General features: G+C 68.4%; 16 protein-coding genes. All 16 read left to right on the top strand.

Annotated elements, in window-relative coordinates:
- Positions 1-422 precede the first annotated feature (422 nt).
- The 16 genes from BM150_RS08920 (at position 423) to BM150_RS08845 (ending at position 19,753) form a co-directional block, all read left to right on the top strand.
- A complete protein-coding gene (locus BM150_RS08920) occupies positions 423-1,721 on the top strand; it encodes a geranylgeranyl reductase family protein (protein WP_092925974.1) in 1,299 nt (432 codons plus the stop codon).
- 159 nt (positions 1,722-1,880) lie between these two features.
- Positions 1,881-2,246: an NADH-quinone oxidoreductase subunit A gene (locus tag BM150_RS08915; protein WP_092626373.1), complete on the top strand. Its 366-nt coding sequence runs from the start codon at positions 1,881-1,883 to the stop codon at positions 2,244-2,246.
- Between the two features lie 93 nt (positions 2,247-2,339).
- Positions 2,340-3,041, top strand: coding sequence for a NuoB/complex I 20 kDa subunit family protein (locus BM150_RS24720; protein ID WP_092925972.1), 702 nt, complete (start codon positions 2,340-2,342; stop codon positions 3,039-3,041).
- Between the two features lie 7 nt (positions 3,042-3,048).
- On the top strand, positions 3,049-3,789 hold the full coding sequence (locus tag BM150_RS08905) for an NADH-quinone oxidoreductase subunit C (protein WP_092925970.1): 741 nt from the start codon (positions 3,049-3,051) through the stop codon (positions 3,787-3,789).
- 70 nt (positions 3,790-3,859) lie between these two features.
- Positions 3,860-5,242, top strand: coding sequence for an NADH-quinone oxidoreductase subunit D (locus BM150_RS08900; protein WP_245755374.1), 1,383 nt, complete (start codon positions 3,860-3,862; stop codon positions 5,240-5,242).
- Positions 5,243-6,043 carry an NADH-quinone oxidoreductase subunit NuoE gene (gene nuoE, locus BM150_RS08895; RefSeq protein ID WP_092925968.1) on the top strand — a complete coding sequence of 267 codons (801 nt, stop codon included), beginning with the start codon at positions 5,243-5,245 and terminating at the stop codon, positions 6,041-6,043.
- Between the two features lie 9 nt (positions 6,044-6,052).
- Complete coding sequence (gene nuoF, locus BM150_RS08890; protein ID WP_092925966.1) at positions 6,053-7,399, top strand: NADH-quinone oxidoreductase subunit NuoF; 1,347 nt, start codon at positions 6,053-6,055, stop codon at positions 7,397-7,399.
- Positions 7,396-10,077: an NADH-quinone oxidoreductase subunit G gene (locus BM150_RS08885; RefSeq protein ID WP_092925964.1), complete on the top strand. Its 2,682-nt coding sequence runs from the start codon at positions 7,396-7,398 to the stop codon at positions 10,075-10,077. The genes nuoF and BM150_RS08885 overlap by 4 nt, the downstream gene beginning before the upstream one ends.
- Positions 10,074-11,408, top strand: coding sequence for an NADH-quinone oxidoreductase subunit NuoH (gene nuoH, locus BM150_RS08880; RefSeq protein ID WP_092925962.1), 1,335 nt, complete (start codon positions 10,074-10,076; stop codon positions 11,406-11,408). The genes BM150_RS08885 and nuoH overlap by 4 nt, the downstream gene beginning before the upstream one ends.
- Positions 11,395-11,961, top strand: coding sequence for an NADH-quinone oxidoreductase subunit NuoI (gene nuoI, locus BM150_RS08875; protein WP_092626359.1), 567 nt, complete (start codon positions 11,395-11,397; stop codon positions 11,959-11,961). The genes nuoH and nuoI overlap by 14 nt, the downstream gene beginning before the upstream one ends.
- 5 nt (positions 11,962-11,966) lie before the next feature.
- Positions 11,967-13,049, top strand: coding sequence for an NADH-quinone oxidoreductase subunit J (locus tag BM150_RS08870; RefSeq protein ID WP_342752559.1), 1,083 nt, complete (start codon positions 11,967-11,969; stop codon positions 13,047-13,049).
- A complete protein-coding gene (nuoK, locus tag BM150_RS08865) occupies positions 13,046-13,345 on the top strand; it encodes an NADH-quinone oxidoreductase subunit NuoK (RefSeq protein WP_092626357.1) in 300 nt (99 codons plus the stop codon). The genes BM150_RS08870 and nuoK overlap by 4 nt, the downstream gene beginning before the upstream one ends.
- Positions 13,346-13,412: 67 nt before the next feature.
- On the top strand, positions 13,413-15,383 hold the full coding sequence (gene nuoL, locus BM150_RS08860) for an NADH-quinone oxidoreductase subunit L (RefSeq protein ID WP_217641508.1): 1,971 nt from the start codon (positions 13,413-13,415) through the stop codon (positions 15,381-15,383).
- Between the two features lie 52 nt (positions 15,384-15,435).
- The gene (locus tag BM150_RS08855) at positions 15,436-17,034 is read left to right on the top strand and encodes an NADH-quinone oxidoreductase subunit M (RefSeq protein WP_092925960.1); all 1,599 of its coding nucleotides are present in this window, start codon (positions 15,436-15,438) and stop codon (positions 17,032-17,034) included.
- A gap of 71 nt (positions 17,035-17,105) precedes the next feature.
- The gene (gene nuoN, locus BM150_RS08850; RefSeq protein ID WP_092926275.1) at positions 17,106-18,668 is read left to right on the top strand and encodes an NADH-quinone oxidoreductase subunit NuoN; all 1,563 of its coding nucleotides are present in this window, start codon (positions 17,106-17,108) and stop codon (positions 18,666-18,668) included.
- A gap of 47 nt (positions 18,669-18,715) precedes the next feature.
- On the top strand, positions 18,716-19,753 hold the full coding sequence (locus tag BM150_RS08845; protein WP_281243673.1) for a polyprenyl synthetase family protein: 1,038 nt from the start codon (positions 18,716-18,718) through the stop codon (positions 19,751-19,753).
- Positions 19,754-19,778: the final 25 nt, after the last annotated feature.

Raw genomic sequence — 19,778 nt, 5'->3', positions numbered from 1 at the left:
GGGTTCGGCCTGCGAGGGTGGTGGGAGCTCGGCCCCGCGTCGTAGCGGCGCGGCGATTTCGTGGGAAATCGACGGAGTTCGGGGGCCGCACCGCCGCACTGCGGCGTCAATTTCGTGGGAAATTGACGCCGCCCGAACGGCGTAGTCGGAACCCCCGGTGGAAGCAGTGCCCGATACCGCCCCGGGCGGACGATGCCGTGTCCCCTCCCGGCCCGCGTTCGTGTCTTCCGCCCTGCTCCGCCGCGGCCGTGAGTTTCTTTCGCTCGCGATGTCTCGATCGCGCGGGATGTCCGTCCTAGACTCGTTAGTGAACTTATTCACAAGGTCGCCGATGTCGCTCGGGCGGTGCGGCGGCGTGTTCCGCCGGGATCATCGGAGGGGAACGACGTCGATCCGAACAGCAAGGCTGGACAAGGAGCACCATGACAACCACCCCCATCCGAGGCCGGGCCACCGACGACGCCGAGGTCATCGTCGTCGGAGCGGGACCGGCGGGGGCCACCGCCGCCACCTACCTCGCCAAGGCGGGGCTGGACGTTCTCGTCCTGGAGAAGAGCGCCTTCCCCCGGGAGAAGGTGTGCGGCGACGGAATCACACCGCGCGGGGTCAAGGAACTCATCGACCTCGGGGTGGACACCCGCCCGGAAGCGGGCTGGCTGCACAACCGGGGCCTCCGGGTCGTCGGAGGCGGCGTGCGGCTGGAAATGGACTGGCCGGAACTGGCGGAGTACCCGCCCTACGGCGTCGTCCGTCCCAGGAACGACTTCGACGACCTGCTGATACGCCACGCGCAGCGGGCGGGAGCGAGGTTGGTGCAGCGGACCTCGGTGACCGAGGCCATCACCGACGAGCGAACCGGTCGTATCACCGGCGTGCAAGCCAAGTCCGGGCCGGAGCGCACCGAGGTCAGCTACCGGGCTCCGCTGGTCATCTCCTGCGAGGGGGTTTCCGGCAGGCTGGCGCTGTCCATGGGCCTGCAGCGCAGGGAGGACCGCCCGATGGGTGTGGCAGTCCGGCGTTACTACGAGAGCCCGCGCGCCGACGACGACTACCTGGAGTCGCACGTGGAGCTCTGGAACAACTCGAACCCGAAGGGTGCCGAGCTGCTGCCCGGCTACGGCTGGATCTTCGGCATGGGCGACGGCACCGTCAACGTGGGGCTGGGTGTGCTGTCCACCTCGAAGGCGTACGGCAAGACCGACTACCGTGCGCTGCTCCGCACCTGGCTGGACGGCACCCCGGAGGAATGGGGACTTCGGGAGGCCAACGCCACCGGCAGGATCGGCGGTGCCGCGCTGCCGATGGGGTTCAACCGGATGCCGCACTACAGCTCCGGCCTGTTGCTGGTCGGCGACTCCGGCGGAATGGTCAACCCGTTCAACGGCGAGGGGATCGCCTACGCGATGGAGGCGGCACGGTTGGCCGCCGAGTGCGTGATCCAGGCGAGGTCTCGTACGGACGCCGCGGCCAGGGAGCGCGCGCTGGCCCGCTACCCCGGCGCCGTCGCCGAGTCGCTGGGCGGCTACTTCCGAATGGGAAACCTGTTCAGCAAGATCATCGGTCATCCGACGGTGATGCGCACCGCCACCAAGTACGGACTCCCCCGCAAGTCGCTGATGCGCTTCGTGCTCAAGCTGCTGGCCAACCTCTACGACAGCAGGGGAGGTGACGCCGTGGACCGTGTGATAAGTACCACTACTCGGCTCACACCTAGCGCCTGAGGGCGCCCGTCTGATCAGATTTCGGCGGCTTTGTGCGGTAATTCATAAAGTTAGGTTCACCTCAATACGAGGTGCGTACAACCGGGCGCATAAAGTGCTGAGTGTGGTCGCCGAGTTCGCTCGGGGCGTAGCGGGAACTGGATTAAGGAGGCAGGCACAGTGCTGGATCCCTACATCCCGCTGGTGCTGATGTTCGCGTTGGCGTTCGGCTTCGCCGCGTTCTCCGTCGCGATCGCGCCGCTGGTCGGTCCGCGTCGGTACAACAAGGCCAAGCTCGACGCCTACGAGTGCGGGATCGAACCCTCGCCGCAGCCGGTCGGTGGCGGTGGCCGGATGCCGGTCGCCTACTACCTGACGGCCATGATGTTCATCCTCTTCGACATCGAGATGGTCTTTCTGTTCCCCTACGCCGTTTCCGCGGACGCTCTCGGGCTCTACGGCGTGGTCGCGGTGATTCTGTTCATCCTGACCTTCGGTTTCGCCGATCTCTACGTGTGGCGGCGTGGTGGTTTCGATTGGAACTGACCGGCGAAGTGAGTACGACAGCCGCCCGGTGCGGGCGCGTCGGGATCGGTGGTGCCCCGTTCACCGGGGCGACTCGTGGGAAGGAGTGCCGAGATGGGGCTTGAGGAAAGCCTGCCCAACGGCATCCTGCTGGCCAATGTGGAAAAACTCGTCAACTGGACCCGTAAGACCTCGATGTGGCCCGCCACGTTCGGGCTGGCCTGCTGCGCCATCGAGATGATGACCGTGGGCGGTTCCCGCTACGACATCGCCCGGTTCGGGATGGAGCGGTTCTCGGCCACACCCCGGCAGGCCGATCTGATGATCGTCGCCGGTCGGGTCACCAACAAGATGGCCCCGGTGCTGCGGCAGATCTACGACCAGATGCCCGAGCCCCGCTGGGTGCTCGCGATGGGGGTCTGCGCCTCCAGCGGCGGGATGTTCAACAACTACGCGGTCGTGCAGGGCGTGGACCACGTGGTTCCGGTGGACATGTACCTGCCCGGCTGTCCGCCGCGCCCGGAGATGCTGCTCGACGCGATCCTCAAGCTGCACGCCAAGGTCATGGACGAGCCCATCAACGGCAAGCGCGCGGCCGAGCAGGTGGAGCAGGGGCACCGCACGGAACTGCCCGCCTCCTCCGAGAAGTACGCACCCCGCAGCGGCTCCAAGCGGCGCATGGCCGAGCGGCAGCAGAACGCGCAGCGCCGCGAGATGGGCGCGGAGGGCGAGCTGGGCGCCGCCGGGATCGAGAGTTTGCCGCCCGGTGACTCCCGTGGCCGCGCGGAACCGAACGAGACGACGGTGGGCAGGTGATTCGGCGATGAGCGGTGACGAATCCAGCGGGGGGCTCCCGGAGACGGCGGCCGAGCACACCGGTCCTACCGAGGAGGCGGCCACCGAGCGGATGGTTGCGGGCCGCGCCCGGAAGGGCATGTTCGGTGTGACCGGCAGCGGGGACACCTCGGGCTACGGCGGTCTCCGGGTGCCCGCCTACGTGCCACCGGAGGCGGAACGGCCCTACGGGGGCTGGTTCGACGAGGTGGCGGACGAGCTGTTCGAGGGCATGAAACGGCGCGGTATCCCGGACTCGGCGGTACTGCGGATCACCGTGGACCGCGGCGAGATCACCTTCTACGTCGACCGGGAGCACCTGGTCGAGATCTGCCGGACGTTCCGCGACGAGCCCGCGCTGCGGTTCGAACTCTGCAGCAGTCTGTCCGGGGTGGACTACGGCCCCGACGTGCCGCAGCGGTTGCACTCGGTGTGCCACCTCACCTCGTTGACCTACCGGCGTCGGATCCGCGTCGAGGTCGCCGTGGACGTGGCCGATCCGCACGTTCCCTCGGTGGTCGACGTCTATCCGACGGCCGACTTCCAGGAGCGGGAGGCCTGGGACATGTACGGCATCGTCTACGACGACCACCCGGCCCTGACGCGGATCCTCATGCCGGACGACTGGGACGGCCACCCGCAGCGCAAGGACTATCCGCTCGGTGGCATCCCGGTGGAGTACAAGGGAGCCGAGGTTCCACCGCCCGACCAGCGCAGGTCCTACACGTGAGCGGGCCTGGATCCATCGGGTGCGGCCTCCGGACTCGGAGCCGGGCGGTCGCGCTGTTCGAGGAGGCAGCATGAGTATCGACGCCGAAACCCCCACCGGTTCCCGACCGGGTGGTGACGGGTCCGGCGGTGATCGGTCCGGTGGCGACCCGTTCGCCGCCTCCGCCCGGGAGACCACGGAGGGCAGGGTCTACACGGTCACCGGAGGTGACTGGGAGGACTTCCTGGACGACACGCAGCAGGAGGAGCGCGTCGTCATCAACCTCGGGCCGCAGCACCCCTCCACCCACGGCGTGCTGCGGCTGGTTCTGGAGCTCGAGGGCGAGACCGTCACCAAGGCCCGCTCGGTGATCGGCTACCTGCACACCGGTATCGAGAAGAACACCGAGTATCGCACCTGGACCCAGGGCGTCACGTTCGTCACGCGGATGGACTACCTGGCCCCGCTGCACAACGAGACCGCCTACTCCCTGGGCGTGGAGAAGCTGCTGCGGGTGTCCGCGCCGGAACGCGCGGAGACGATCCGGGTGCTGCTGATGGAGCTCAACCGGATCTCCTCGCACCTGGTCTTCCTGGCCACCGGCGCGATGGAACTCGGTTCCACCACCGGAATGACCTTCGGGTTCCGCGACCGCGAAGAGGTGCTGCACCTGCTGGAGTTCCTCACCGGGCTCCGGATGAACCACGCCTTCATCCGGCCGGGCGGGGTCGCCCAGGACATCCCGGAGAACTCCAGGGAGAAGGTCCTGGAGTTCTGCAAGGTCATGGAGAGCCGGCTGCCCGACTACGACAAGCTGTTCAGCGGCCAGCCGATCTGGAAACAACGCCTCAAGGGCGTCGGTTACCTGCCGCTGGACGCCTGCCTGGCGCTGGGCACCACCGGTCCGATCCTGCGTTCGGCCGGACTGGCCTGGGACCTGCGCAAAGTCGAGCCCTACTGCGGTTACGAGCAGTTCGACTTCGAGGTTCCCACCAGCACCGATGCCGACTGCTACTCGCGGTTCCTGCTGCGGGTGGAGGAGATCCGGCAGTCGCTGCGGATCGTCCGGCAGTGCATGGACAAGCTGGAGCCCGGGCCGGTCATGGTCGACGACCCCAAGATCGCCTGGCCCGCCCAGCTGAGCATCGGGCCGGACGGCATGGGCAACTCGCTGGACCACGTCCGCAAGATCATGGGTCAGTCGATGGAGTCGCTGATCCACCACTTCAAGCTGGTCACGGAGGGATTCGACGTCCCGCCGGGCCAGGCGTACACGCCGGTCGAGGCTCCCAGGGGCGAGCTGGGCTACCACCACGTGTCGGACGGCGGAACCCGCCCGATGCGGGTGCACGTCCGGGACCCCAGCTTCGTGAACCTGCAGGCGTTCCCGGCGATGGCCGAAGGCGGGCTCGTCGCCGACGTGATCGCCGTCGTGGCCTCGATCGATCCTGTGATGGGTGGGGTGGACCGCTAGATGACCGAGCAGTTCGACTACACGACCACCGAGCACGTGCTCACCCCCGGTGGGCAGTCCCCGGCCGAGTCGGCGGAGCAAGCCGCGGCGGGGGAGGCAGTGTTCGGCGAACGCGTCCGTGCCGAGGCGCGAAGCATCATCGAGCGCTATCCCGAGTCCCGCTCGGCGCTGCTTCCGATGCTGCACCTGGTGCAGTCGGTGGAGGGGCACGTCACCGCCGAGGGAATGCGGTTCTGCGCCGAGCGGCTCGCGCTGTCCACCGCCGAGGTCAACGCGGTCGCCACGTTCTACACGATGTACAAGCGGCAACCGTGCGGGCAGTTCCTGGTCAGCGTGTGCACCAACACGCTGTGCGCCGCGATGGGCGGCGACGGCATCTACCGTGCGCTGTCCGAGGAGCTGGGCGCCGGACACGAGGAGACCGCGGGCACCCCCGGTGCCGAGGGCTCGGTGACGCTGGAACACGCCGAGTGCCTGGCGGCCTGCGACTTCGCGCCGGTGCTGCAGGTCAACTACGAGTACTTCGACAACCAGACGGCCGAGAGCGCGCTGGAGACGGTCCGGGCGCTGCGGCGCGGTGAACGGCCACGGCCCAGCCGCGGCGCGCCGTTGACCGACTTCCGGGACACCGAGCGCCAGCTCGCCGGGTTCTTCGACGGACCCGGTGCGGAGGAGGCCGCCGAGTCTTCGGCCGCGGCCCCCGAGACGGTGCGCGGTGCCGAACTCGCCCGTGAACAGGGCTGGAACGCACCACCGATGCCCGACGAGGTCGAATTTCCGCCCATCCCGGAGAAGAAGTGAGGGCAGGCGATGACCGAAGCGAACGCATCAGACGGCAGCGCCCCGGAACGGGCCGCGGTGAGTCCGTTGACTCCCGTGCTCACCCGGCGCTGGCTGTCCCCGGAGTCCTGGTCGTTGCGCACCTACGAGCAGCTGGAGGGCTACACCGCGCTGCGCACCGCGCTCTCGGCCGATCCCGACCAGCTCATCGAACTGGTCAAGACGGCCGGGCTGCGCGGCAGGGGCGGCGCGGGCTTTCCCTCCGGGGTGAAGTGGGGCTTCATGCCCAAGGACCGTTCCCGGCCGCACTACCTGGTGATCAACGCCGACGAGGGTGAGCCGGGGACGTGCAAGGACGTCCCGCTGATGATGGCCGACCCGCACTCGCTGATCGAGGGCTGCGTCATCGCCGCCTACGCGATGCGGGCGAGCACCTGCATGATCTACGTGCGCGGCGAGGCGCTGCACTGCATCCGCAGGCTGCACCACGCGGTGCGCGAGGCCTACGACGCGGGCTACCTCGGCAAGAACATCCTGGACTCCGGGTTCGACCTGGACATGGTGGTGCACGCCGGAGCCGGTGCCTACATCTGCGGCGAGGAGACCGCGCTGCTCGACTCGTTGGAGGGCAAGCGCGGCCAACCCAGGTTGAAGCCACCCTTCCCCGCGCAGGCGGGGTTGTACTCGTCTCCCACCACCGTGAACAACGTCGAGACGATCGCCTCGGTGCCCTACATCGTCAACGGCGGTTCGGACTGGTTCCGCGCGATGGGGCGGGAGAAGTCCCCCGGGCCGAAGATCTTCTCGCTGTCCGGGCACGTGGAACGCCCCGGGCAGTACGAGGCTCCGCTGGGCACGACGCTGCGGGAACTGCTGGAACTGGCGGGCGGCATGAAGGACGGAATCCCGCTGAAGTTCTGGACTCCGGGCGGCTCCTCCACCCCGCTGTTCACCGCCGACCACCTCGACGTGCCGCTCGACTTCGAGGGGGCGACCGAGGCCGGATCCATGCTGGGCACCACCGCGTTGATGATCTTCAACGAGACGGTTTCCGTGCCCTGGGCGGTGATGAAGTGGACCCAGTTCTACGAGCACGAGTCGTGCGGCAAGTGCACCCCGTGTCGCGAGGGGTGTTTCTGGCTGGCGCAGGTGCTGGAGCGAATGGTGGACGGGCGCGGCACCGAGCAGGACATCGACACGCTGCTCGACGTCTGCGACAACGTGCTCGGACGTTCGTTCTGCGCGCTGGGTGACGGCGCTGTCAGCCCGATCACCAGCGGCATCAAGTACTTCCGCGAAGAGTTCCTCGCCCTGTGCGAGAGCAACCGCGGGCAGGACACGACAGAGGAACCCGCACTGGCAGGAGTGGCCCGATGACGGTGGCATCCGCGTCCGGAAACGACGCCGCGCAGTCCCGTCCGGTACCGGAAGGACACGTCCGGCTGACCATCGACGGTATCGAGGTCGACGCCCCGAAGGGCGAGCTGGTGATCCGTACCGCCGAGCGGCTGGGCATCGTGATTCCCCGGTTCTGCGACCACCCGCTGCTCGATCCGGCGGGTGCCTGCAGGCAGTGCCTGGTCGAGGTCGAGGTCAACGGCAAACCGATGCCCAAACCCGCGGCCTCCTGCACCACGGCGGTGGCCGACGGGATGGTGGTCAACACCCAGCAGACCTCGCAGGTGGCCGACAAGGCCCAGCAGGGCGTGATGGAGCTGCTGCTGATCAACCACCCGCTGGACTGCCCCATCTGCGACAAGGGCGGGGAGTGCCCGCTGCAGAACCAGGCGCTCAAGCACGGGCGCAGCGAGTCGCGGTTCGTGGACAAGAAGCGCACCTTCGCCAAGCCGGTCTCGATCTCCTCGCAGATCCTGCTGGACCGGGAGCGCTGTGTGCTCTGCCAGCGCTGCACCAGGTTCTCCAAGCAGATCGCGGGGGATCCGTTCATCGAGCTGCTCGAACGCGGCGCCACGCAGCAGATCGGCATCGGCGAGCAGCAGCCGTTCCAGTCCTATTTCTCCGGGAACACCATCCAGATCTGCCCAGTGGGAGCGCTCACCAGCGCGGCTTACCGGTTCCGCTCCCGCCCGTTCGATCTCGTGTCCACCCCGGGGGTCTGCGAGCACTGCGCCTCTGGCTGCTCGCAGCGCACCGACTGGCGTCGCGGCAAGGTGATGCGCAGGCTGGCGGGCGAGGACCCCGAGGTCAACGAGGAGTGGAACTGCGACAAGGGGCGCTTCGCGTTCCGGTACGCGACCGCCAGCGACCGACTCACCCGCCCGATGGTGCGGGACGCGGAGTCGGGCGAGCTGCGGGAGACCTCCTGGACCGAGGCGCTGCGCCGGGCGGCGGACGGGCTGCTCACCGCGCGCGACTCGCGCGGTGTCGGGGTGCTGCCCGGAGGCAGGCTCACCCGTGAGGACGCCTACGCCTACGGGAAGTTCGCGCGGATGGCGCTGGGCACCAACGACATCGATCACCGCGCCAGGCCGCACTCCACCGAGGAGCTCGACTTCCTGGGTGCCTCGGTGGTCGGAACCGGGCCGGAGGACGGCGTCAGCTACTCCTCGCTGGAAACCGCCCCCACGGTGCTGTGCGTGGCCTTCGAACCCGAGGAGGAGTCGCCCATCGTCTTCCTCCGGCTGCGCAAGGCCGCCCGCGACTCGGGAACCAGGGTGTTCCACCTCGGCCAGTGGGACTCGCCCGGTGTGGAGAAGACCACCGACATCGCCGACTCCGGCAGCCCCATCCACAGCGGGGGACTGCTGCCCTGCCTGCCGGGCGGGGAGGCCGCCGCGCTGTACGAACTTCCGTCCGAAGTGGAACAGGCGCTGTCCGAGCCGGGTGCCGTCCTGCTGCTGGGCGAGCGGTGCGCTCAGGTTTCCGGGGTCTACACCGCCGCGATGCGGCTGGCCGAACGCACCGGCGCCGGTATCGCCTGGATTCCGCGCCGTGCCGGGGAACGCGGTGCCGTGGAGGCGGGGACGCTTCCGACGCTGCTTCCCAACGGCCGCCCCGTCTCCGACTCGGTGGTGCGCTCGGGGATCGAGCGGGCATGGGGTGTCCCGGAGGGGAGCCTGCCCAGCATCCCCGGCCGGGAGCTCGACGGCATCCTCGCCGCGGCGGAGTCCGGTGAGCTGTCCGGCCTGCTGGTCGGCGGGGTCGATCCCGACGATCTGCCGGACCCCGAGCAGGCCCGCCGCGCGCTGCGGGCGGCCGGGTTCGTCGTCAGCCTCGAACTGCGCCCCTCCGGCGTGACCGAGCACGCCGACGTGGTGCTTCCCATCGCGCCCACGGTCGAGAAGTCCGGCACCTTCCTGAACTGGGAGGGACGTTCCCGCGAGTTCGAGATCACCATCGAGGGCACCGGTGCGCTGCCGGACTGCCGGGTGCTGGACACCCTCGCGGTGGAGATGGACGTGGACCTGTTCACCCAGACCCCGACCGCGGTGGCCGCCGAGATCCAACGGTTGGGTGCGAATCCCGGCGCCCGGCCGAAGCCCCCGGACATACCGGCCGAGCCGGTCGTCGAACCGGTCGGGGACAAAGCACTGCTGGCGAGCTGGCGTCACCTGCTGGACAACGGTTCGATGCAGCACGACGAACCGAACCTCGCGGGCACGGCCAGGCCACCCGTGGCGCGGATCTCCCGCGACACCGCGCGGCGGCTCGGCATCGAACCGCACCAGCCGGTCCGCGTCAGCACGGAGCGGGGAACCGTCGCGCTGGAGTCCGAGATCGTCGAGATGCCGGACGGCGTGGTCTGGTTGCCGGGCAACTCGGGACCGGCCAAGGTCCGGAGCGTGCTCGGGGCGGGGCACGGCACGGTGGTCGGCCTCGCGGCCGGTCCACTGCCCCCGCCCGGTGGTGGGCCGAAAAGCCCGGAACCGGATGAAACCGCGCCCGGGGAGACGGTCTCGGCGGCGGTGACCAACGGCCACGGCGCGAACGGTCACAACGACGGCGCCAACGGTCACAGCGCGGGCGGTCTCGGTGCCGCCGGGCACGGTCCGAACGGCAACGGCCACACCGGTACCGACGGGGGTGTCGCATGAACGAGACGGCACGGCTGATCTCCGACGACCCCATCTGGCTCATCCTGATCAAGGTAGTGGCCACGTTCGCCTTCCTGGTGGTCATGACGCTGCTGACCATCTGGGCCGAGCGCAGGGTCATCGGCAGGATGCAGCAGCGCCCCGGGCCGAACCGCGCGGGGCCCTTCGGGATGCTGCAGTCCCTGGCCGACGGGCTCAAGCTCGCGTTCAAAGAGGACATCCGCCCGGTGATGGCCGACAAGTGGATCTACATCCTCGCGCCGGTCATCTCGGCCACCCCGGCGCTGGTCGCCTTCTCGGTCATCCCGATCGGCGGCGAAGTCACCATCTTCGGAGAGCCCACCGCCCTACAGCTGGTGGAACTGCCGGTCAGCCTGCTCGTGGTGCTGGCCTGCGCCGCAGTCGGGGTTTACGGCATCGTGCTGGCCGGCTGGTCGTCCGGATCCCCCTACCCACTGCTCGGCGCGCTGCGCTCCGCCGCGCAGGTGATCTCCTACGAGATCGCGATGGGACTCTCGTTCATCGCGGTCATCCTCTACTCGGGCACGCTTTCCACCTCGGGAATCGTGGCCGCGCAGCAGAACGGCTGGTTCTTCGCGCTGCTGCCGTTCAGCTTCCTGGTCTACGCCGTCGCGATGGTCGGCGAGACCAACCGGGCGCCCTTCGACCTGCCGGAGGCCGAGTCCGAGCTGGTCGGCGGGTTCCACACCGAGTACTCCTCGCTGAAGTTCGCGCTGTTCTTCCTGGCCGAGTACATCAACATGGTCACCGTCTCGGCTCTGGCGACCACGCTGTTCCTCGGCGGCTGGCACGCTCCCTGGCCGCTGTACCTGGTCGGCGACGGGGTCCTCAACACCGGCTGGTGGCCGGTGCTGTGGTTCCTGGGCAAGACCTTGGTCTTCCTGTTCGTGTTCGTCTGGCTGCGCGCCACGCTGCCCAGGCTGCGCTACGACCAGTTCATGAACCTCGGTTGGAAGATACTGGTGCCGCTCAGCCTGGTCTGGATCTGCGCGGTCACCGCCATCCGGGGCATACGCAACGCCGACCTGCTCGGCTCGCAGCAGTTCCTGTTCATCGGTGGCGGCATCGTGGTGCTGCTGCTGATCGTGGCCTTCCTCGTGCCGGACCGGAAACCGCCGGAGGAGGAGCAGGAGGAACCGCGGGCACCGCTGTCCGGCGGCGGCCACCCCGTGCCGCCGCTCGACCTCAAGGTCCCCGAAACCCCCAGGGAGACCAGGGTTTCGGCCACCACGGGTACGCGATCCCGGCTGCCGGAAGCCGGGCAAGAGCCCACCAGCTCAACGAAGGAGGCACCCGATGGGAATGACTGATCCCCTGAAGGGCTTCGGCGTCACCCTGTCCAAGATGTTCAAAACGGTGCTGACCGAGGAGTACCCCGAGGTCAAGAAGATCCCGGCTCCCAGGTTCCACGGCAAGCACCAGTTGAACCGGCATCCGGACGGGTTGGAGAAATGCGTCGGGTGCGAGCTGTGCGCGTGGGCGTGTCCAGCCGACGCGATCTTCGTGGAAGGCGGGACCAACACCGACGACGAACGGTACTCGCCCGGTGAGCGTTACGGCTTCGACTACCAGATCAACTACCTGCGCTGCATCGGCTGCGGGCTGTGCATCGAGGCGTGCCCGACACGGGCGCTGACGATGACCAACGAGTACGAGACGGCCGACGACAACAGGCAGAACCTGATCTACACCAAGGAGGACCTGCTCGCGCCGCTGCTGCCCGGCATGGAACAGCCGCCGCACGACATGCGGCTGGGTGAGGACGAGCAGGACTACTACGTCAACGGACCGGAACTCGCCCGCGGGCAGGGAGTACCCGACGGCACCACGGTCGAGACCGGTGGCGAGGAGGCCGTTCGGTGATGACCATGACGGCTACCACCGAGGTGCTCGTGCGGACGCCGCTCGCGCAGACCGCGCAGCAGGGCGTCGTGGGCACCGGAGAGACGGTGGTGTTCTGGATTCTCGGGCCGCTGGCACTGCTGGGCGCGCTCGGGATGGTTTTCGCGCGCAGCGCGGTGCACTCGGCGCTGTGGCTGGTGCTCACCATGCTCAGCCTCGGGGTGCTGTACATGGCCCAGAGCGCGCAGTTCCTCGGATTCACCCAGATCATCGTCTACACCGGCGCGATCATGATGCTGTTCCTGTTCGTGCTCATGATGGTCGGCAGGGACGCGTCCGACTCCGTGGTCGAGGTGCTGCGCGGCCAGCGGCTGGCAGCGGGTGTGCTCGGGGTGGCGCTGGCCGTGCTGCTGGTGGCCGGTCTGGCGCGTTCGCTCGACGCGGTGGTGCCCGCCGCGCCGCTGAACCCGTGGTCACCCGGCGGCGGGGCCGCCGGCGGCCTGGGGCAGGTGATCTTCACCGACTACCTGTTCCCGTTCGAGCTCACCTCGGCGCTGCTGATAACCGCCTCGCTCGGCGCGATGGTGCTGGCCTACGGCGGCAAGGGGCGCAAGCCGCGCATGACGCAGCGGGAAACCGTGGAGGCCAGGTTCCAGGGGAGGTACGCCAGGCCTTCCCCACTTCCGGGCCCCGGTGTCTACGCCACGGCCAACTCGGTCGCCACCCCGGCACTGCTTCCGGACGGCTCCGTCGCGGAGGACTCGCTGTCCGAGATCCTGGACAACACTCCCGTGGAACGGCTGCGCCCCGACCGGGACGCGGTCTCCGGAAGTGCCCCGCCGCCCGACGCGCACGCGCTGACCGGAACCGGCCACCGGGAGCACGGGACCGGCCGGAGCACGTCGGAGTCCATTTCGGACCCGAACGGGGAGGAAACCCCCGACAGCGGTTCCGGTGACGGCACGCCGGGCGAGGGTGGCGGTAAGAACGGCTCCGGCGGTCACACCGGGAGCAACGGTTCCACGGGGTCCCGGAACGACCCGCGGTCCCCGGACGACACCGCGCACCCGGACGCCGGTTCGAGTTCCCCCGAGGAGGTCAGGCAGTGACCCCGACCTACTACCTGCTGCTTTCGGCGCTGCTGTTCACCATCGGCACGGTCGGCGTGCTCATACGCCGCAACGCGATCGTGCTGTTCATGTGCGTGGAGCTGATGCTCAACGCGGTCAACCTTTCGCTGGTGACGTTCGCGCGTATCGAGGGATCGATCGACGGGCAGGCCATGGCCTTCTTCGTGATGGTCGTCGCCGCGGCCGAGGTCGTGGTCGGGCTGGCCATCATCATGTCCATCTACCGCACCCGCCGATCGGCCTCCGTCGACGACGCCAACCTCCTGAAGTACTAGCCCGACGGAACGAGACGCACAGCGAATGGACCAACGGAACGGATTGGAAGACGGCGTGACAACCTCCATGCTGGCCGCTCCGGAGCCGGTACAGGCCGCTCAGGGAGCGATTCAGAACAATGCGTGGCTGATCATCGCGATTCCGTTGCTCGGTGCCGCGGTGCTGCTGTTGGCGGGCAGGCGCGCCAACGGGTGGGGACACCTGCTGGGCTGCGCCACGGTGATCGCCTCCTTCGGCTACGCCCTGGCACTGTTCACCTCCGTGGGAGGGGCGGAACAGGCCGCGCGTTCGCTGCACCTGTTCTCCTGGATCCCCGTCAACTCCCTGCAGGTCGACTTCGGGCTGCGCATCGACCCGCTGTCGCTGGTCTTCGTGCTGCTGATCACCGGGGTCGGCGCGCTGATCCACATCTACTCGATCGGCTACATGGCCCACGACCAGCAGGGACGCGTCGGACGGGGCAACACCGAGCGGCGCCGCTTCTTCGGGTACCTGAACCTGTTCGTGGCGGCGATGCTGATCCTGGTGCTCGGCAACAGCTTCGTGACCCTCTACCTCGGCTGGGAGGGCGTCGGGCTGGCCTCCTACCTGCTCATCGGTTTCTGGCAGCAGCGTCCCAGCGCCGCGGGGGCGGCCACCAAGGCCTTCGTGATGAACCGGGTCGGCGACGTCGGACTGGCGCTGGCGATCTTCCTGCTGTACGCCAGGCTCGGCACCACCCAGTACTCCGAGGTGTTCGCCCGCGCCGGGGAGCTCTCGACGGGAACGGTGCTGGCCATCTCGTTGTTGCTGCTGCTGGGAGCCTGCGGCAAGTCCGGCCAGGTGCCGCTGCAGGCGTGGCTGCCCGACGCCATGGAGGGTCCCACGCCGGTCTCGGCGCTGATCCACGCGGCCACCATGGTCACCGCGGGGGTCTACCTGATCGCGCGGGCCAACCCGCTCTACACCATGACCGAGACCGGTCAGCTGGTGGTCGCGATCGTCGGTGCGGTCACCCTGCTGGTCGGCTGCGTGATCGGCTGCGCCTACGACGACATCAAGAAGGTGCTGGCTTACTCCACGGTCAGCCAGATCGGCTACATGATGCTCGCCGTCGGGCTGGGGCCGGCCGGGTACGCGCTGGGAATCATGCACCTGCTCACGCACGGTTTCTTCAAGGCGGCACTGTTCCTCGGTGCGGGCTCGGTGATGCACGGCATGCGCGACGAGGTCGACATGCGCAAGTTCGGCGGGCTCTACCGCTACATGCCGATCACCTTCGCCACCTTCGCGGTCGGCTATCTGGCGCTGATCGGTTTCCCCTTCCTCTCGGGCTACTACTCCAAGGAAGCCATCATCGCGGCGGCCTTCGGCGAACCCGGTTGGCAGGGCTGGGCGCTCGGCGGTGCGGCGGTACTCGGTGCCGGACTCACCGCCTTCTACATGACCCGCCTGATGCTGCTGACCTTCTTCGGCGAACGGCGCTGGCAACACCGGACGGCCTCCGACGGCGGGGAGTTCCACCCCCACGAGTCGCCGCCGGTGATGACGGGGCCCATGATCGTGCTCGGCATCGGCTCGGTGGCAGCGGGTTTCCTGTTCACCAGCGGCGAGCGGTTGGTGCACTTCCTGAGCCCCGCCCTCGGCGAACTCCAGGAGGGACACACGGTGCTGCCGCACTCGGTGATCCCGGTGTTCACGCTCGGGTTCTCCGCGCTCGGCGTGCTGGTGGCCTGGCTGGTCGTGGGGCGCCGTCCCGTTCCCGAGACCGCACCGTCCCGGGTCTCGCCGCTGGTACGCGCGGCCCGTGCGGATCTCTACGGCAACGCGCTGAACCGCGCGGTGGCGGTGCGTCCGACCGTGGGACTGGCCGACGGGCTGGCGCGGTTCGACCGGGTCGGTGTCGACGGCGCGGTCAACGGGGTCGCCACGACCCTCGGCGCCGCCTCGCAGGTGCTGCGGCGTTGGCAGACCGGCTTCGTCCGGTCCTACGCGATGTCCATGTTGGTCGGCGGCGTCCTGCTGGTGGCCGCCCTGCTCTCGGTGGGAACCCCATGACGACGGCCCGCTGTGCGAATTCCCGCGAAATAGCCGGAGAAGAGGAGACGCGATGAACCTGCTCCTCGCGCTGATTCTGTTGCCGCTGCTCGGCGCGATCGTCGTGGCGCTGCTGCGCGGCAACGAACGCGCGGCCAAACCGGTAGCCCTGGGCTTCTCGCTGGTGGAACTGGTGCTCGCGGCGGTGGCCTGGCTGAGCTACCAGCCCGGCGGGGCCAGGCTGCAACTGAGCGGCTCCGTCGAGTGGATCCCCCAGTACGGCATAAGCCTCTCGTTCGGGCTGGACGGCATCGCGCTCGTCATGGTCGCGGTGATCGCGCTGCTGATGCCGCTGGTGCTGGGATTCAGCTGGCGGGAACGGCTCCCAGCCGAGCGCAGCCGGGGTGGCTTCTTCGCGCTGCTGCTCGTCGAGCAGGCGCTGACCGTGGCGGTGTTCGCCACCACCGACCTGTTCGTGTTCTACGTGCTGTTCGAGATCATGCTGATCCCGATGTACTTCCTGATCGGCGGATACGGCGGCAGCAGGCGGCAGTACGCGGCAGTGAAGTTCTTCCTGTACTCCTTCCTCGGTGGACTGATCATGCTGGCCTCGGCCATCGGGGCCTACTCCTACGCGGCGAGCGTCACCGGGCGGGGAACCTTCGACTGGGCCACGCTGCGCGGAGTGCTCGCCGACGCGCCGACCTCGGTGCAGGTGTGGATCTTCCTCGGTTTCTTCGCGGCGTTCGCCATCAAGGCACCGCTGGTTCCGCTGCACACCTGGCTGCCCGACGCCACCGAACAGGCCCCCATCGGCGTGGCGGTGATCGTGGTGGGAGTGCTGGACAAGGTGGGGACCTTCGGATTCCTGCGCTACAGCCTGCCGCTGGCTCCCGAGGCGTCCCAACTGCTGGCACCGCTGGTGCTCACGCTGGGCGTGATCGGCGTGCTCTACGGCTCGCTGCAGGCGTTCGGGCAGACCGACCTCAAACGGTTCATCGCCTACGTATCGATCGCCCACTTCGGATTCATCGCGCTGGGAATCTTCGCGTTCACCTCGCAGGCGCAGGTGGGCGCGGCCTCCTACATGGTCAACCACAGCATCGCCACCGGGATGCTGGTGCTGGTGATCGGAATGATCATCGCGCGCGGCGGTTCCAGCAGGATCGCCGACTACGGCGGCATGGCGCGTGTGACCCCGGTGCTGGCCGGGATGCTGCTGATAGCGGGACTGAGCACGTTGTCGCTGCCGGGAACCAACTCGTTCATCAGCGAGTTCCTCGTGCTGATCGGCTCCTTCGCCACCCGACCGGTGTTCGCGATACTCGCCACCATCGGGATGGTGCTGGCGGCGGTCTACGTGCTCCGCCTCTACCAGCGGGTGATGCAGGGACCGCTCTCGGGGACCGCGCTGCTCGACTCGGTCGGCGGCCCGGGAGCCGCGACCGATCCGGAGGTCGCGGTGGACAGCGGTTCCGGATCCGGGGCCAGTCGGCTCGCCCTCCGCGATCTCGACGGCAGGGAGATCGGCGTCCTGGCTCCGCTCGTGGTGCTGATCGTCCTGCTGGGGCTGTACCCCGCCCCGGTGCTGGACGTGATCACCCCCTCGGTGGAAGCAACGATGAGCGAGGTCGGCGTCACCGATCCCGTGACCTCTCAGGGAGGTAACTGAAAGTGGGAGTGGTAGCGCGAACCGGTGCCCCGGACCGGCATCCCGAACTGCTGGCCCAGCAGCCCACCGACATGCCGCCGATCGACTACGCCGCCATCGCGCCGGTGTTGATCGTGCTGGTCGCGGCTTGTCTCGGTGTGCTGATCGAGGCTTTCGTGTACCGGCGGCAGCGTTGGGCCGCGCAGGTGGTGCTGAGCCTGCTGGCGGTGATCCTCGCGGGGGCGCAGGTGATCCGGCACGCGAGGCGGATCAACACCGGCGGAACCACCCTGTCGGACACGGTCGCCGTGGGACCGGCGACCCTTTTCCTGTGGGGAACGCTGCTGGCGTTGGCATTGGGGGCGATCCTGCTGATCGCCGATCGTTCGATCGAACCCGGCGGTGCGTTCGTCGCCGAGACCAACACCGCCGAGACGCCGCGACAGCCCGCCGACGCGCCCGGCGCCGCCTCCGCGTCGGTGATGGACCGCGCCACCGCCTCGGTGGCCGGGATGCGCACCGAGGTCTTCCCGCTCACGCTGTTCTCCCTCGGCGGGATGATGGTGTTCTGCGCGGCCAACGATCTGCTGACGATGTTCGTCGCGCTCGAGGTGCTGAGCCTGCCGCTCTACCTGCTGTGCGGGCTGGCCAAGCGGCGCAGGCTGCTCTCGCAGGAAGCCGCGGTCAAGTACTTCCTGCTGGGCGCCTTCGCCTCCGCGTTCTTCCTGTACGGGCTGGCCCTGCTGTACGGCTACGCGGGCTCGGTGAAGTTCTCCGACATCGCCGACGCCACGGCGGGAAGCCTGCGTTCGGACACACTGCTGTTCGCCGGCCTCGGGCTGGTGATCATGGGGCTGTTGTTCAAGGGCTCGGTGGGGCCGTTCCACCTCTGGACCCCGGACGTCTACCACGGTGCGCCCACCGCGGTGACCGGCTTCATGGCGGCCTGCACCAAGGTCGCCGCCTTCGGCGGGATGCTGCGCCTGCTGCACGTGGCCTTCGGCGCCTCCAGCTGGGAGTGGCACTGGGTGCTGTGGACCGTCGCGGTGCTGTCGATGGTCATCGGAGTGGTGTCCGGTCTGACGCAGCGGGACGTCAAACGCATGATCGCCTACTCCTCGATCGCGCATGCGGGATTTCTCATGGTCGGGGCGATCACGCTGACCGAGCGCGGCCTGTCCGCCACGTTGTTCTACCTGCTCGCCTACGGGTTCACCACGCTGGCCGTGTTCGGCATCATCGGCCTGGTCCGCACCTCGGAGGGTGAGGCAACTCACCTCTCGGACTGGGCGGGGTTGGCCAAGCGCTCGCCGCTGCTGGCCACCGTGTTCACCTTCCTGCTGCTCGCGTTGGCGGGTATTCCCGCGACCAGCGGTTTCATGGGCAAGTTCGTGGTGTTCTCCGCCGCGTTCTCCGCGGGCATGGGGCCACTGGTGGTCATAGCGCTGTTGGCCAGCGCGCTGGCCGCCTTCCTGTACCTGCGCCTGATCGTGCTGATGTTCTTCAACGATCCGGCACCCGACGGACCCACCGTCAGCGTGCCCGGGGCTTTCACCACCGCGGCCATCACGCTCGGGGTGGTTGTCACGTTGCTGTTCGGGCTGGCACCGCAGCTGGCGCTGGACTGGGCGAGTGTCGGTGGCTTCGTGTCGTAAGGTGTCCCTCGCAGGGCATTTCCGGGGGAGACGAAGGCGACGGTGACGTGACCAGCCCAGTTGGTGAGCCGACCGGCGGTGTGCCGTGGGAGACGGGCACCGCGGTCGGCGGTTTCGACATTGCCGATCCGAAGCTCGCCGAATCGGTGCGGGCCGGGATGACGCGGGTGGAACGACTGCTGCACGAATCGGTGCACAGCGATCTCGACTTCGCCACCCGCGCGTCCCTCCATCTCGTCGATGCGGGGGGCAAGAGGTTCCGGCCGCTGTTCACGCTGTTGGCCGCCGAGTTCGGGGAGCCGGAGCGGGAAGAGGTGACCAAGGCGGCCGTGATCCTCGAAATGGTCCACCTGGCCACGCTCTACCACGACGACGTGATGGACGAGGCCACCATGCGGCGGGGCGCGAGCAGCGCCAATGCCCGGTGGGACAACTCGGTCGCCATTCTCACCGGCGACTTCCTGTTCGCGCAGGCGTCCCAGCTGGCCGCCGATCTGGGCAGCGATGCGGTCCGCATGCTGGCTCGTACCTTCGAGTCCCTGGTGACCGGTCAGATGCGCGAGACCGTCGGCGTCGAGGGCGGTGAGGATCTCGTGGCGCACTACCTCGAGGTGATCGACGAGAAGACCGGATCGCTGATCGCCACCTGCGGCCGGTTCGGTGCCTTGTTCTCGGGCGCGCCGCAGGAGCAGATCGGTGTGCTGGAACGGGTGGGAAAGATCGTCGGCACCGCTTTCCAGATCTCGGACGACGTCATCGACATCGCCTCTCCGCCGGACGAGTCCGGCAAGACGCCCGGTACCGATCTCCGCGAGGGAGTTCGTACACTGCCGATGCTCTACGAGTTGACCGCTTCCGATTCCGACGCACGGTTACGCGAGCTGCTCTCGGGATCACTGACGACTGATGCCGAGGTCCAGGAGGCGTTGCGACGGTTGCGCGACTCGTCCGGGTTGGTTCGTGCCCGTCGAACCCTCGATACTTACGCTGAACAGGCGAGGGTCGAGCTCGCCCGACTGCCGGACTGCCCGGCGCGGCAGGGGCTGTTCGCGTTGGTCGACTACGTCGTGGCCCGCACCCGATGAGATGCCCCGGCGTGTCGTTCGCCAC

It is taken from the genome of Actinopolyspora alba, assembly GCF_900112765.1.
Taxonomy (GTDB): domain Bacteria; phylum Actinomycetota; class Actinomycetes; order Mycobacteriales; family Pseudonocardiaceae; genus Actinopolyspora; species Actinopolyspora alba.
The sequence above is the reverse complement of the archived record's forward strand: the minus strand, read 5'-3'. Positions and strand labels throughout refer to the sequence as shown.